This window comes from Geobacillus sp. 46C-IIa (assembly GCF_014679505.1).
GTDB lineage: Bacteria > Bacillota > Bacilli > Bacillales > Anoxybacillaceae > Geobacillus.
Genome location: NZ_CP061474.1, coordinates 62,152 through 77,388, shown reverse-complemented (window position 1 = coordinate 77,388; position 15,237 = coordinate 62,152). Strand labels below are relative to the sequence as shown.

12 protein-coding genes are annotated in these 15,237 nt (G+C 45.1%); 6 read left to right on the top strand and 6 right to left on the bottom strand.

Translation table 11 applies throughout. The features are described 5' to 3' along the window. Positions 1-713: 713 nt before the first annotated feature. The 4 genes from IC803_RS00375 (at position 714) to pdxA (ending at position 5,825) form a co-directional block, all read left to right on the top strand. Positions 714-2,360, top strand: a complete 1,647-nt coding sequence (locus IC803_RS00375; protein ID WP_233134482.1) for a PrpR N-terminal domain-containing protein — start codon at positions 714-716, stop codon at positions 2,358-2,360. 151 nt (positions 2,361-2,511) lie between these two features. Continuing rightward, positions 2,512-3,501 (top strand): 2-keto-3-deoxygluconate permease, encoded by a 990-nt coding sequence (locus IC803_RS00370; protein WP_081210387.1) that lies wholly within the window; start codon positions 2,512-2,514, stop codon positions 3,499-3,501. Between the two features lie 36 nt (positions 3,502-3,537). Then, positions 3,538-4,830, top strand: coding sequence for a four-carbon acid sugar kinase family protein (locus IC803_RS00365; protein WP_081210385.1), 1,293 nt, complete (start codon positions 3,538-3,540; stop codon positions 4,828-4,830). Beyond that, complete coding sequence (gene pdxA / locus IC803_RS00360) at positions 4,827-5,825, top strand: 4-hydroxythreonine-4-phosphate dehydrogenase PdxA (RefSeq protein WP_081210383.1); 999 nt, start codon at positions 4,827-4,829, stop codon at positions 5,823-5,825. The genes IC803_RS00365 and pdxA overlap by 4 nt, the downstream gene beginning before the upstream one ends. A 166-nt stretch (positions 5,826-5,991) precedes the next feature. Here the strand turns inward: pdxA and IC803_RS00355 are convergent, their stop codons facing one another. The 6 genes from IC803_RS00355 to IC803_RS00330 form a co-directional block, all read right to left on the bottom strand. After that, positions 5,992-6,234 (bottom strand): hypothetical protein, encoded by a 243-nt coding sequence (locus tag IC803_RS00355; protein WP_143421099.1) that lies wholly within the window; start codon positions 6,232-6,234, stop codon positions 5,992-5,994. A gap of 34 nt (positions 6,235-6,268) precedes the next feature. Then, entirely contained in the window at positions 6,269-6,607 is a 339-nt protein-coding gene (locus IC803_RS00350) for a hypothetical protein (protein WP_081210379.1), read from the bottom strand. 262 nt (positions 6,608-6,869) lie between these two features. Beyond that, entirely contained in the window at positions 6,870-7,226 is a 357-nt protein-coding gene (locus IC803_RS00345) for a hypothetical protein (protein ID WP_143421098.1), read from the bottom strand. 85 nt (positions 7,227-7,311) lie between these two features. Further along, positions 7,312-7,596: a hypothetical protein gene (locus tag IC803_RS00340; RefSeq protein WP_143421097.1), complete on the bottom strand. Its 285-nt coding sequence runs from the start codon at positions 7,594-7,596 to the stop codon at positions 7,312-7,314. 150 nt (positions 7,597-7,746) lie between these two features. Continuing rightward, the gene (locus IC803_RS00335) at positions 7,747-9,786 is read right to left on the bottom strand and encodes a DUF2357 domain-containing protein (protein ID WP_081210373.1); all 2,040 of its coding nucleotides are present in this window, start codon (positions 9,784-9,786) and stop codon (positions 7,747-7,749) included. A 6-nt stretch (positions 9,787-9,792) separates the two neighbouring features. Beyond that, a complete protein-coding gene (locus IC803_RS00330; protein WP_158083299.1) occupies positions 9,793-11,757 on the bottom strand; it encodes an McrB family protein in 1,965 nt (654 codons plus the stop codon). Positions 11,758-13,076: 1,319 nt separating this feature from the next. Between IC803_RS00330 and IC803_RS00325 the strand changes: the two genes are divergently transcribed. Together IC803_RS00325 and IC803_RS00320 are read left to right on the top strand one after the other, a co-directional pair. Then, positions 13,077-14,129, top strand: a complete 1,053-nt coding sequence (locus tag IC803_RS00325; protein WP_223812002.1) for a glycoside hydrolase family 3 protein — start codon at positions 13,077-13,079, stop codon at positions 14,127-14,129. Between the two features lie 520 nt (positions 14,130-14,649). Then, on the top strand, positions 14,650-15,102 hold the full coding sequence (locus tag IC803_RS00320) for an N-acetyltransferase (RefSeq protein WP_081210367.1): 453 nt from the start codon (positions 14,650-14,652) through the stop codon (positions 15,100-15,102). The last annotated feature ends 135 nt before the right edge of the window (positions 15,103-15,237 follow it).

Genomic DNA, 15,237 nt, shown 5'->3' with positions numbered 1-15,237 from the left:
GATATAGATGTCTATTTTTTCTTCGACATTTTTCCTTATAATCCTTTTCATTCCATAACATTTTTTATGAAAATAGACTTGAGATATACGGACTATCCCCGATCATCTCTGTTAGAAGATCGGTGATTTAGCAGTTAATGAAGATCAATGATGTATTTTCTCAATTTGAGAAACATTATAGGTGCTACGTTTCACTCAAGAACGATCGTGGAAGGAAAAGGACCGTTTCTCATTCCCCTTTTAGTCCGTTCACTATATTGGGTATAATCCCAAAACTGATAGTCCTAGAAGGATGGTGATCTAGTACAAAATACTGCTAGTTCCATCTGTTTCTCAATTAGAAAAACCTTGCAAAACCAGTCTTCTTTTTTGGCGAAATGCCGCTGATTTGCTCGTGACCACTGTTTTTCACCGGCCTTCTAGCTTCCGTGGTGTCTAGTCCGATCCCATCTCCTAGTCGATCACTCTCTCGGCCATACACTATACAACGGAAACGAATGTGTTCATATATGTCACATCCAGCCGAAAATTGAGCTATAATGAATGGGAGTGAAAGACCTAGACAAAACAGGTGATGAGTGGATATGAACATAAAAACATTATTGATTGCCCCATATCCCGGACTGAAAGAACTGGCCTCTACGTTGGCCAAAGAACAGCAGGAACTCGATCTGACCGTTGTGCAAGGCGACTTGCAAGAGGCCATTCCGATTGTGAAACAGTACGAAAAAGAAGGGCTCGATCTGGTGATTAGCCGCGGCGGCACGGCACAACTGTTACGCCAATATACTTCATTGCCCGTTATTGAAATCCAAGTATCGGGTTATGACATCTTGCGTATATTGACATTGGTGAAGGACTATCATGCTAATCACTGGATTATCGGATTCACAAACATTTGCCAGGGATTTGTTTCTGTATCCAACCTTTTAGATATTCAGATTCCTTACACCATTATCCATGACCAAAAAGAAGTCGATGAAGCGATCCAACAGGCAAAAGCGGCAGGGGCACAAACAATTATCGGAGATACCATTACTTGCAGGACAGCGGAAGCGTGCGGACTTCAAAGCATTCTTATTACTTCCGGCAGAGAATCGGTCATCGAAGCGTTTGAACAAGCAAAGCAAACGTATCAAATGCTCACAAATGCAGTCAAAGAAGCCAAACGATATAAACAACTATTGCAACAAAGTCGTGCCGCCATTGCGGTTTACAATGAACATGGCACCATCGAGTATGCCAGCCCGGCTTTTCAAAACCGATTCAATGGGATGAAAAACAACTCCAACGAATCATCCATTTATGCCTGTTTCCCCTTTCTTGATCATGAATATAACGAGTTATGTCGGGCGATCACACCTGTAGAAATTCAACACACCTGTATGGTCAATGACAAACGAATGCATTTGCGGCAAGGGGGATTAAACACAGATCCGCTTGAACATCACTATTACGTACGTTTGGCTGAAAGCACCGAGCCCCAAGAAGAACATGGCTTAACCGTTGCTGCTGTACAGCCTACAATGCGTTCATTTTCTCAAATCATCGGCAACAGCGAATCGATTCATCGGGTGATTGAGCAAGGCAAAAGGGCGGCGATGCATCGCGAACCAGTGGCGCTATATGGGGAACAAGGAAGCGGCAAAAAAACACTGGCGGGAATCATCCATTGCGAGAGCAAGCAAACAGAAGGAATGTTGTTGCACGTCCGCCTGACAGCTGATGACGGGCAACTGATTGACCGCCTCCACTCTATTTTCACCTATAGCGAAGGCGGAACATGTATATTGCAAGGGGTTGAACAGCTGCCGTTACTGCGCCAAGATGAGATTGCCCAACTCATCCCTGCGGCAGTGATGAGGATCATCCTTTTATTTGAGAACGACCCAGCTCATTTAGCCCGACAAAAACAGCTATCTCATCATCTGTTCAAACAGTTTAAGGCCAACCAAATTCGCTTGCCATCGTTAAGAGAGTACACCGAGGATTTAGAAGAATATGCGCGAAAATTCATCGCCCAATACAATGTAAAGTACGGAAAACAAGTGGTCGGCATCGACGAAACGGCGCTCAAATGGCTGCACCGCCATCATTGGAGAGGCAATTTGCAAGAATTAAGCCAGGTGATGAAGCAAGCCATCCAAATGGCTCGCCATGAATATATCCGGGTCGAAGACTTAAAAACTATCGGTTTCCTTGACAGTGGAAACGATTTATGTTTGGATTTGCATAAGCCGTTGGCCGAGATTGAAAAAGAGATCATTTGGAAAGTGCTTCAAGAAGAAGATATGAACCAAACAAAAGCAGCGAAACGACTTGGTATTAACCGAAGCACCTTATGGCGAAAGCTGAAATAATGTTGCATTTCGCAACATTATTTCAGTTTTTTGTTTATTAGAACAAAATATGTTGATAAATAAAACACAATGAACTATAATTTACTTGCAAGCGATTTCATATTAACTAACTGTTTCATTTTTAAACACTTCGCAAAGGGGGAAGGGAGAAATGAAAATCAAAGCGACATTGGAGCGGATTCCTGGCGGGATGATGGTCATACCGTTGTTACTAGCCGCAACCATTAACACGCTTGCGCCTAATTTACTTCGAATCGGAAATTTTACCGAGGCGTTATTTGTCAATAGCGCGAGCGCTTTAATTGCCCTGTTTTTGCTTTGCGCTGGAGCCCAAATCAATCTAAACAGCGCAGGAATTGCCCTTAGAAAAGGCTTTACCTTACTTTTTGTAAAATGGTTAGTTGGCGCAGTGATTGGTCTAATCGCCTACCTTTTTGCAGGTGCGGACGGTTTATTTTTAGGATTAGTACCTCTTGCCATTATTGCCGCCATGACTAACAGCAACGGAGGGTTGTACATGGCGATTGTCGGTCAATATGGCAAAGAAGATGACAAGGCCGCCTACTCTCTATTAGCATTAAATGATGGACCGTTTTTAACAATGGTCGCCTTATCGATTTTCGGCGCAATGGGGTTCGTTGACGGAATGTTTTCAGTTGTCTCCTTTATCTCGGTCTTACTGCCGATTGTGATCGGCATGGTTCTTGGCAATTTGGACAGCGAGATGAGGGAGTTCTTATCCAAAGGCAGCGATATGTTAATCCCATTTTTCGCCTTTTCCTTAGGGATGGGAATTGATTTCGGGGCTATTGTCAAAGGAGGGGTAAGTGGGGTATTGCTCGGGGTAGCCACCGTCTTTCTTACCGGTACAGCTGGGTATCTTGTCTTTAAAATACTGGGTTGGAATCCGATCGTCGGGGCAGCTGAAGGTTCCACCGCAGGAAACGCAGTAGCCACCCCTGCCGCCATCGCAGCTGCGAATGCTTCTTTCGCTAGTGTTGCTGATTTGGCGACCGTCCAAGTAGCAGCTAGCACGGTTACAACTGCCATTTTGTTGCCTCTTTACATTGCGTTTTTATCTAAAAGACTAGAAAGGAAAAATAACCACAAGAACACTGTCAAGTACCAAATGGGTTCATAATTGGGACTCCCCCTACCCCAAGGAAGGAGATGCACCATGAAAATCACAATCATTGCAGATGACTTAACAGGGGCAAATGACAGCGGAGCACAGTTCGCCCGCTACGGATTAAATACATCCGTTCTGTTTCAACTTGACTCGAACGCTTTACATCAATCTAATGCGGTTGTCATTGATGCTGACAGCCGCTCCTTGCCTAAAGAAAAGGCATACAAGAAAGTAAAAAGTATAGCTGAAACGATGAAAGAATACGCTACAATTATTTACAAAAAAATCGATTCCACCTTGAGGGGAAATATCGGCGCAGAGATCGATGCCATTTACGACACCATGCAGCCGACATTTATGATCATCGCACCGGCCTATCCGCAAAATGGACGAACGGTTTATCAAGGATACCACTTTTTGTGTGGCACCTTGCTTCATGAAACTGAGCTATCAAGGGATCCAAAATGCCCGATCGATGAATCATCCATTCCCCGCTTGCTTGCCAAACAGACGAAGCGACCGATTGGGTTGATTGATTACCAAACCCTTCGCCTCGGCTTCGACAAAGTGAAAGAGAAGCTGGATCGCTACCGGGCTGATGGCATCCCGTATATCGTCTTTGACTCCGTCACCGAAGACGATTTGCGTCATATCGCCCAATATGTGCGCCAGCTTAACGAACGAGTCGTCTGGGTCGGCTCGGCCGGGTTGGCGCATTATCTTCCCGAAGCATATGACCTGCAAACATCGCCCAAAACGATGGTCATCAAACCGAGCGAACGACCGATCTTGCTCGTTGTCGGCAGTGTAAGCCACGTATCGCGGACACAGCTTGACCGTGTTCTTTCTTTGCCAACCGTCAAAGGCATCCAAGTCGATTCTGTACAACTGGTGCGCGACTGCCAGTCCCGCATCACGGAAATGGAAAAGGCGTTGCGCCAGGCCGAGAACGAGGCAAAACAAGGATTCCATATCGCCCTCTATTCCTCCGCTTCCCCTAGCGACATCCAACAAGTACAAGCCATCGGGGAGGCAAATGGACAAAGCCCCGTCGAAATGAGCAACCTCATCGCTGAGAGCTTGGGGGAAGTCGCTGCCGGGTTGATCCGTAACGGATATTTTGGAGCCATGGTATTAACAGGCGGAGATACTGCCAAATATGTATGCAGCCAAATCGGAGCGGCCGGTTTTGAATTGATTGATGAAATCGAACCAGGGGTGCCCCTGGCAAAGCTGATCCATGAGTCGGGAATGTACGTCGTTACCAAAGCCGGAGCCTTTGGTTCAGAAAACACCTTGATTCAAGCCGTTCATCAGTTACAAGGAGTCGATGCCAAATGAAACCTACCATTGGAATCACGATGGGAGATGCTGCAGGAGTCGGTCCGGAGATTATCGCGAAAGCCCTGCAAAACTCGTCTATCTACGAACAGTGCCATCCTTTGGTGATCGGGGATGCAAAAATATTGGAACGGGCTGTCCGGATCACCAACGCTAGCCTGACCGTTCGCCCGATTTCCAACATCGCCGAAGCAGAATACCAATATGGAACGATTGACTGCCTCCATTTAGATTTACTCCCGGCCGACTTGCCGTTTGGCCAAGTATCGGCCGCAGCGGGAGATGCCGCTTTCCAATTTTTAAAACAGGCCATCGAACTAGCCAAAAACGGAGACATCGACGCCATCTGCACCGCCCCGCTGAACAAAGAGGCATTGCATAAAGGCGGCCATCTGTATCCAGGGCACACAGAAATCTTAGCGGATTTAACCGGCACCGAAGACTATGCGATGATGCTGTCTTCACCGCAGCTAAAGGTCATTCATCTCACGACCCACGTCGGGCTCATTCAAGCGATTGAAATGATCAATCCCGAGCGCACCTACAAAGTCATTAAGCTGGCTCATGATACATTGACAAGGGCTGGAAAGGAACACCCAAGCATCGCCGTATGCGGCATCAACCCTCACGCCGGCGAAAACGGCCTGTTCGGCAACGGGGAAGAAGAGGAAAAACTCATCCCCGCCATCCGCCGAGCGCAAGAAGAAGGAATCAACGTCTCAGGGCCATATCCAGCCGACACGCTCTTTTACCGAGCCGTACGCGGGGATTTTGACATCGTTGTAGCATGTTACCACGACCAAGGGCATGCCCCGATCAAAGTGCTCGGGCTCGAAGCCGGCGTCAACATCACCGTCGGCCTCAAAGGCGGCATCATCCGCACCTCGGTCGACCACGGCACTGCATTTGACATCGCTGGGAAAAATCTTGCCGACGAGCGAAGCATGCTTGAAGCCATCCGTGTCGCCGTTGAACTAGCACCGAAACGGGGATGATCAACATCATAGGCGGCAGGCAATCCGTCATCACTGCCGCCTATATTCTAAAAATCACTCCCCTATCCGCTATCAACCAACGCGTCCGGATCAGAAGGACTGCCGTTGTCATGTGAATGCGATCCCCCCTTATAACGATTCACTCCGCTAAACTTTCTTCGAATTTTCATAGCGAGCCGCTAGATGGGGCTGCATCGTCATACCCCACTTCCGTGGTCTTGAGACAACAACCGTTCCCGTCCCCCTGCGCCTTCTTCATCTTTTTCAGCTCCTTTTTGATCTCGATAAACAAATGGTGCACCTTCGATGATAGAACCCCGCCTTTTCTTTCCAACAGCCCTTCGTCGATCATTTTCAAATGATCCCACGCTCTTTGAATCGTCTCCTCATCGTAAAAATATTCTGCCATAAACAAAAATGCCACTCCACGGTTGAGATTCTGTTTACATTTCCTCCAGTTCATCCAATGAAAGATATCTGACGGGATTCTGTCCCTTAAATTTCCTCACTATTTTGCTTTCTTTCTGTCGTAACTTCTGCAATATTTCTACCGAAGCCTCTACGCCCTCAAACCGTTTTTTCCTCCGACCTCCTTCCTCGATCGTTTCCCATTTTTTAGGGAGGAAAGCACAAACAATTTTTCCGTGGTTGACCCCCACTACATACTGGATATACGGCAATCTCCGTTCATTTATCCGCCAGTTTCCACGTGTCGCTTCATAATCGTCTTTTCCCTCCGCCAATGTGCCATGGATTTTGACTAACATGCTTTCTTCCCTCACGTACTTCTCCTCGCTTTGTCCGTTAATACAGGTCGCCGTGTTTTGAAGAAACGCGCCCAATCATGAGACGATCCATAGGAGCAGCTCAAGATATCCGAAAGGCCTGGTCGATATCCACCAGTTGCTTGCACCCGATGGCGACACCTTGGCATACAAGGTGTCATTGGATATTCGATTGTGTTTTTTGATTCTTCACGGATATTAAAAGAAGCCATCACTTGTCTTCCTTGTTCATCTACATGTTGATAGATCACATTGCTCCTTACTTAGCCTGCTCCTTGTAATCTCCCTTGGAAACGTGCTTTGACCATTTGCGAATTTCCTGATAAACCTCATCAACGATTCGGTCTGCTACGTCCATCATCTGAGCAAGCCCTTCTTTCGCAAAATCAAATTCCCACTTGTATAAGGAAACAAACCGCCCCTTCTTATTCTTCGTAGGCTCATGGTTCCCTCGATTTGCGGAAACTTGGCGGCAAATCAATTCTACTCGTTTTCGCAGCGAGGTAAGTTCGTCTCTTTCCAACTTTTGTTCCTGATCGGCTAACTTAAAAAGCAAGTGTTCGTAATTGAATTCAAAATAAACATCGACACACTTTCCGAACAGCGTCGTTGGCATCCACTTGAAATTCATTAGTGGATTATGAGGGCTTCCATGAATCTTCCATTGTTCCTCACCGTGTCAGGAGTATTTTCTCAACTCGTCATACAAATAATAAAAGAACGTGAAGCGGTTTCGGTATCCATGCCTTTTCCATTCCTTCTCTTTTTCCTTCCCCCCCGCCGATGGCAGTCAATTTCTCCTCCTCCACACGCCGCGCGCGGTCTTGTTCCCACTCGAGTGCCCTGATCCATTCGGCATAGATGGGGTGTGTCACTTCTACACCTTGGAAAACGTCTATGATGTCCGAAAGTTTCCACACGTGAAATGAAGGGACATCGGGAATCTTGAATACTTGCGCCGTGCCAAACAGCAGCAACAAAAACAACGTATCGTCTTTCTGTTCGGAATGACGGCGGCAAAAATCGTTATACGTTCCCTGCAGTTGTTTCTTCTCTGGGATAATGTGCAACAAGGAACATTCCAACAAGAGAGAGCCGTCCCTTCCAATGACAATAAACCTTTTCCACCGCAAAATCTATCCCGATTTTTTTCGATCTTGAGCCCGCTTGCCGCAAACTGGACAAAACACATCCCACTCATTATTCGTTTCTTTATGGTAGTTCATCCCCGAGTGTTTTGTATACTTAAATAACTTAGCGGTCCGTTCATCATGGGCATCTCCCCTCACCCAAGGCCCCCTTTTTCGGTTAAAACAATAGGTTTCTACCCAAAAGGCAGCACACCTTTTACAAGTAAAATATTGTTTCCAGCCGCGATCGTCCAATTCGGCACAATCATGTGTCCCACAATGCATACACACACCGTCATATTCCAAATGGTAATGCAACAACATATTGATCCACTTGACCAATTCTTTTTTATCATTTGGTCTATAATGAAAACTGCCTAAACGATGGCGCAACTCCTCTTGTCTCCCGTTATCCAACCTTGCATTCCACGTATCATCCCCTTTGACTCGGCCTGGATGAATCAAAAACGAAGCGATTGGTTTTTCCGATAAAGGGGCATAGTATTTTTGGAAAGATGTATCTCTAACGAGCTGAAGCCAACAGCTTTGGTTATCGACTGGCCTATATTTCGCATCCAAAAAAGCAATGGTTTTCTTTGCTTGAAGCTGATCCGTGAAAATAAAGGTAAAATCCGGCCTGTACGATTTGCCCGCCGCGGAGAACGTGTGCTCATAACACAACTCAAGAAATAAGGTTGTTTCTTGCATCCTTCGTCTCCCCTTGACACAACCTTCGTAGCGATAGACAGGACGATGAAAACTAAACGATATGCCTCTAAGTTGCTTCTTATTTTCCATATACTGTTTAATTTGATGGTATGGATGGGACGATGGCACGAATCCACACTCGTAAATCAACGAATGAACGATCGAAAGCAGGCACCACGTTTCATATAAGTTAGGGGACTTTTGCAAAGGAACATATACATGAGATAACTGTTTGATTGATAGTTCAGATGGTTGGTCATTCAATATACCGTCTAAATATTGATACGCTTCCCGGTAAAGAGGAGAAAAAATAAACAGATGTGTCTGTTCCATCTCTTCTTCACCAACATCTAAATAAGGCAGCTGTAAGCATTCGTTCGCCATCTTTCTAATTTCGTCCCAATAACGCTCGTTCTCCTCTAAGTGCTGTTCCACTTCAGAAAGATCACCGAGATTCTTATGAATAGAACTCTCCGTTTTTTGCCTGTCAAACAAATTTAACCCCCTAAGCCCTTGACGTTCTTGCTTCAACAGTTGCCTTCTGCGATTCAAAACCTCTCGTTCGTTTTTCATCTGTCTTATATGTCGTTCTGCCTGATCAATGATCCTTTCAAGCCCCCAACGTATCATTCGATGTTCTGGAATGTCAATAGAACGCACGTTGACCGGGGCTAAAAGCTGATTTTTAAAAGGAAACAGCCGTCGGTTAATCAATACTTGCGCATCTAATCGTTTTATTTTTTGAACGGGAGTCAGTTGGCGTTCCTGACTCAGCTTCTCATGGGGCACTTTCGCAATTTCAATCAACACCACGCTTAACTTTTTCATCCGTTCCCATACATTTTGAGCCGTTTCAACCCGCTTTGTCCATCGTTTTATTGGAGAAACTGGTCCTTGATAAACAACCAGGAAATCCTCAAGCACACTGCAAATTTCATCTTTCATTTGTTGAAATTCCTCTTTGGTCAACAAACTACTCGTAATATAGACATCACCTGACCGTTCAATGATATACCCGTTTTCATCTTCCCCCTCAAAGAAAAAAGTACCACATTGATTCAAGCCGACAGGAGCCCGTTCGTTCGACTCGTCTCCTTGGTCATACCAAACATCCCATTGTTTGTCATATACTAATGGAATTCGCTCTTCGTCATCCAACATGCCGTAATGGGATAAAAATACCTTTCGTACCTTTTTGTTAGGTACTTTGACAACGACACCCCCTTCATACTCTGTCACCATATAGCATTGATGATCTCTGTCAAAGATAAGGAGTTTCTCTAGTTTTTGGATAGGATGTTCAGCATCGGGCTTGACCTTGGCAATCCATAGTTCCATACACCCTCATCTCCAATACGTGATTAGTCTTCCGTTATTTCTCATTTCTTCAATTTTTTCTTTCGTCCTTGCAGATGGAGATAATGAATTAAGTTCCTCCACTAGTTGTTCAAATGCTCTCACCGTGTTTCCATCCCGCTGAACATGAATTCTAGGTAAAATCTTTCCTCGTACAATTTGATCGAAAGCCATGCCGGATGGAATAGCCCTTCCGTAATAACCAATGTGCTTCAACGCCCGATGATTCAACCTCGCCCCTAGCGGAGTCAATAATGTATTTAATTGTTTCACCCGTTGCCTGTATTCTTCATCCATCTCCGCCACGGTTAAATCGTTTTGTATATCAAGAAAGATCTTCTGGTTGACTCCTATCTTTTCTAGTTCCTCCATTAATTGATCTTCATTTTGTGGATGACGCAATTCAATGAAAAAACTGCGGTCGATAATTTTAGGGCTTAGTCCTTTGACGGTATGGTCTATGTTCATCGTGCCAATGAATCTAACATTATCTGGAATATCCAACTCTGCTGGATAACGGTGACAGAGTTGAAAACAGTTTTGCAACTTCCATTTTTCCGATTCGCTCGGTCTGCTCGCCCATTTCTCTTCATCAAAAGATTCTATCCCGTTTTCATCAATAACAATATAAGGTTCAATCATGCGGCGAGCCATTTCCTCAAAATGCTTGGAGTAAAGGGTAATCTTAGGAGGGTTCTCCTCCCTAGCACTTAAAAATTCTGCAAAGTAATACTCCACATGAGACAAATTCATTTCGTCCAAACAAATCAAATATAACGACGTTGGATTGGCCCTAGCCTCAACCAAAGCGTCTAAAAATTCAGTTGATATGTACTGGTAATCGATCGGATTCAGAAATCCGACTATGTCTTGTTTATCCGTCCAACTCGGCTGCACCCTAATCGTGTAGGATTTTGCCCCCTTGATGATGTTCGCAAACCCTCTCACTAGACTGGACTTCCCCGTTCCGCTCGGTCCATGCAAAATGATCAGCTGATTGGTTTTCAGCGCCCCCACGAAACACTCAATCACATCCCGTTCATATTGAAGATCACATTGGGTGTGCAACGCCCCGCGGATGACATCGATTATGTCACCTTGTCCATTCCACGGAATCAGTTCCGAGCCGCTTTCTTCTTCCTCTGCCAATCGCTCGGACAAAGATCGAGGAGGCAAAAGACGCAGACGCTCAAATTGGGAATGCAGGCGGCTCTCATATTCGTCTAGCTGTTGCTCTTTTTCGTTTAGCTGGCGTTCCCTTTCATTCAGACTGCTTTCTTTTTCCTCTAGCTGAGATTGTCTTTGATCAAGATGTTGCTTTTTCTTCTCTAGCTCCTGTTCTTGTCTATCAAGCTCTTCATTTTGACACTGAATGTGATCTTCATATATCTGTATAAATTCCTCCAATACAAAGTTGGACAACTCTTCTAATGAACCAAGCTGTTCAGAGAGCTTTTCAACTATTCTATGTCCAAGCTTACGTTCAAGTCGATGTCCAAATATCTCTAATAACTGGGTTTGGGACGGCGCTTGTTTCACAGAGTTTCTTTTGACTGATACCATGCTCCTCATTCGTCTTTCCCTATCGTTCCTCCCTTGTAATGCTTCTATATCAAGAGCCATCGGAACAGTAACGACAATCTCCCCTTCTTTTACCTGTTCCGCTTCTCCGTTTAAAGCAAAGGAAACATTCCATTTTTCATTATTAAATGGCAAGGTAAACGGGAGGAAGGTATCCGGATTTAATACTACTCCAATAAGCAATTTTCCTCCTTTAATTGGAATGATCCTCGTTATTTTCAAAATTAATCGATCCCCTAACCCTTTTCGGGATCGACAAAACCCCTCATAAAAAGAATTAGCTTGCTCCTGCGTCCAGTTAACCGGATTGTCTAGTTCATGTAAAATCACTTCCAATTGGTGTTGCAACCCTTGCCGTTCGTCCGTAATCACCTCTATGTTCTCCTTTCCAGCTGAAGAATCTCTGTTCATGTCATCTCAAAGGTTTGCCTCTCCCATTGCACTGCAACGCAATCAACAATAAAAAATAAAAAGAAATTCACCCCATTTATAAATGATTCTATATACCCCATCAAAACCCTTTTTATTCCATAAATTCATAACAAAAAACCCGCAAAACAAGAGGTGATGGTTGTTGATGGCGAAGATAAAACCGTAAAGCGTAAAGTAAATAGCAACAATATACTATACAACCATCAGCAACAGTGCTCCCTCAATTGCCTCCAATCTATTTCCAACCTGCAGAAGGCGAAAAGTGAACATAGGGAGTTAGGCGAAAGAACTGCAATATGATATAGATGCACCTTGAAAAATTCACTTCTCGCTGCACCTCCTCAGACGTTTCAGCATTTCCTCCGAGCGTTCATGAATGTCGTTCACAAACTCGGCAATGGCTTGGACGATATCGTTTCAACTTTTGTGAAACACATCGGTCATAAAGATATCTTCCCCATTTACACAAGCGTTCGATTGAATTCAGTTGCGGTGAATACGGAGGAAGGACACACTGTCCTTCCGCAAAAACTTTCTCTCCATCATAACTTTCCATGACAAGACGAACCCTCATCGCACACTAGTGAAGATGAGCGTTTTTCATCTCCCGTTCCTGCTTGTGAAGTGTCTGAGACGGCCATCCGCAGTCATGGATGATTTTCAGCCGTTTTATGTCTGATTCCGATCGCTTTTCTTAGGAACGGTATCACCGGGCAGGCACTACGTAGGAGAAGGTTAACTTTTCCATATCCAATGAGCATGTACATAGAAACGAATGAGATACAATCGACGTTATTACTATTAGAAATATCTCATATATTGAACTAACATCCTTCGCTGGCAACGGAAATGGGACGGATACTGGCATGTCATGAAGGAAAATGGACGTTTGGTGCTTGATGAGGCGAATATTCAAAAATTAGACTGGGTGAAAAGCAATGAAGCATTCTAGAAGTTCTAGAAGAAAGGCAAAAAAACGAATCTCATGGGCGTCAATTCTCTTATTTTCTCTACTTTCTGTCGCCTTATCCTTGTCTGCTTATGCTTTAGTCAGCCGAGAACTATCTGACTCAAAGGCGGTTTCCCTGAGCAGCAGACCTGAAAAACGAAACAACGGGAACAATCAACAACCGCAAGCAAACGAACCGACAGAACAAGACGGCCAACAGACGCAACCAAACGAAAAAGGCTCATCCCACCAAACAAGCATCACCTTTTTTGAGCCGTCGTCTGATCAAAACGAAAAAATTGATCGTCTGATGAAAACGATGAGCCTTCAGGAAAAAATCGGCCAACTGGTCATGGTCGGATTTCCATCGAACGAGCCCGATGAACACGTGAAACGAATGATTCGCCACTATGATGTGGGCGGGGTCATTTTATATGACCGCAATATGGAAACACCCGAACAAGTCGCCACCTTGACGAACGATTTGCAGCGGGTGGCCTTGGAAAACCGATTCAAAATCCCGCTCGTCTTTAGCATTGACCAGGAAGGGGGAAAGATTGTCCGAATGCGGCAATACGTTTCCCCGATCCCTTCTCAACAGCAGCTCGGCCAAAGCAAAGACGATGCCAAAGTGTATCAAATCGCCCACCGAACGGGAACAGAACTGGCCGCGATGGGCATTCAAATCAACTTCGCACCAGTGTTGGATTTATCTGCGACCGACAGCCGTTCGTTTGGGGAAGACCCTGTGTTAGCAGGACGGTTGGGGAAAAAAGTGGTAACAGGGCTGACCGATGCGGGCGTGACGCCCGTACTGAAACACTTTCCGGGAAACGGGCGCAGTCACATCGATCCGCACCATGACAGCTCTTCCGTTGATGCCGGGAGGGAAGATCTTGAAAACAAAGACATTCTTCCATTTCGACAAATCATCACAAACATCGACCATGACCATTTCTTTGTGATGGTCACACACACTAAATACCCGGTATACGACAAAGAAAATCCAGCCAGCCTTTCTTCCGCGATTATTCAACAATTGCTGCGGGAGAAATTGGGCTATGAGGGCATTGTCGTGACAGACGATTTGGAGATGGGAGCGGTAAGCAAGTATTTCACCTATCGGGAAATCGGTTATCGCGCCATAGCGGCTGGTGCTGACTTATTGCTTGTCTGCCACACGTTTGACCACCAAAAAGAAGTGATGGACGGCATATGGGACGCCGTCCAAACGGGAAAACTGTCTGAAGAACGAATCAACGAATCCGTGAGAAAGATTTTAGCCTATAAACTGTCCCAATTCCCTTCCATCAAAAACGTTTACGTCGATCCCGCGAAAGCGAAACAAGTGGGAGGGAAATAACCGCTCTCTTTGATCCATCATGAAACACATGAACTATCCCCCACCTGCACGAAGCGAAAAAGGTGGGGGATTCTTCTTTTGCTTTTACCGCAAACTTTCATCGAATGATCTAAAAGGCCGGTGAAAAACGGCTGTCACGCGCAAATCAGTGGCATTTCGCCAAAAAAGAAGGTTGATTTCGCAGGGTTTTTCTAATTGATAAAAACTGGAAATAGCAGTATTTTGCACTAAATCACCAGCCTCCTAGGTGGGATAATGCCCAAGAAAAATGAAAAAGAAGTGGACAGTGCCACAAAAAAGGATTGGAAGATATCCAAAAAGAGGACCGGCAACCAAAAAGAGAAAGGAAACTTCATGCCCGCTTGAACCACGGTGAAACGCAGCGATTCCTCTTAGAGCTCGCTCGTAAGACATCGCTCACAAATCAGGACGACCGAAAAATTAACAATTGCATATAAAAACAAAATACCGTATATTTATAAAAAGGAAATCTATGATTCTACAATAGCGAGGGAGCCCAATGCAAATCGACCATGCCGTCACGAGCGATGTGAAAGAGATGCACGCGTTAATTCAACACTTTGCGGAAAAAGGATTAGTCTTGCCGCGTTCGTTATTATCCATCTATCAGCACCTGCAATGCATGTATGTAGCTAGAGAGAACAACCAAATCGTTGGAGTAGGAGGATTGCATATCTTGGGGCACGATCTCGGGGAAGTCCGTTCGTTAGTCGTATCCCCTGATCATATGGGAAAAGGAATCGGCCGCATGCTCGTTGACCATATTACAAACGAGGCAGCCCGACTCGGGGTAAAACGATTAATCTCCTTCACTTACCAAATCGAGTTCTTTCAAAAATGCGGATTTGAAATCGCGGAAAAAGCCACGCTGCCTGAAAAAGTATGGATCGACTGTGTCAATTGTCCGAAACTCGACTGTTGCGATGAAACAGCCATGATTAAATACCTTTGATCCTCCTCCCACCTGCGCAACCGCGAAAAGGTGGGAGATTCTTTTTGTAGAAATCCTCGCCCAAGGCAGGTGGTGAACCGCTCGCTCCCACGGTTCAACTGCCTGGCTAAGACAACAAGCAAAGCCCTCCTTGCA

Excerpts from the sequence above, each read along its gene's own strand:
- IC803_RS00370 (WP_081210387.1), top strand. The coding sequence starts at position 2,512 with ATGAAAATCAAAGCGACATTGGAGCGGATTCCTGGCGGGATGATGGTC.
- IC803_RS00365 (WP_081210385.1), top strand. The coding sequence starts at position 3,538 with ATGAAAATCACAATCATTGCAGATGACTTAACAGGGGCAAATGACAGC.
- pdxA (WP_081210383.1), top strand. The coding sequence starts at position 4,827 with ATGAAACCTACCATTGGAATCACGATGGGAGATGCTGCAGGAGTCGGT.
- IC803_RS00355 (WP_143421099.1), bottom strand. The coding sequence starts at position 6,234 with ATGGCAGAATATTTTTACGATGAGGAGACGATTCAAAGAGCGTGGGAT.
- IC803_RS00345 (WP_143421098.1), bottom strand. The coding sequence starts at position 7,226 with ATGCCAACGACGCTGTTCGGAAAGTGTGTCGATGTTTATTTTGAATTC.
- IC803_RS00335 (WP_081210373.1), bottom strand. The coding sequence starts at position 9,786 with ATGGAACTATGGATTGCCAAGGTCAAGCCCGATGCTGAACATCCTATC.
- IC803_RS00325 (WP_223812002.1), top strand. The coding sequence starts at position 13,077 with ATGAAAACGATGAGCCTTCAGGAAAAAATCGGCCAACTGGTCATGGTC.
- IC803_RS00320 (WP_081210367.1), top strand. The coding sequence starts at position 14,650 with ATGCAAATCGACCATGCCGTCACGAGCGATGTGAAAGAGATGCACGCG.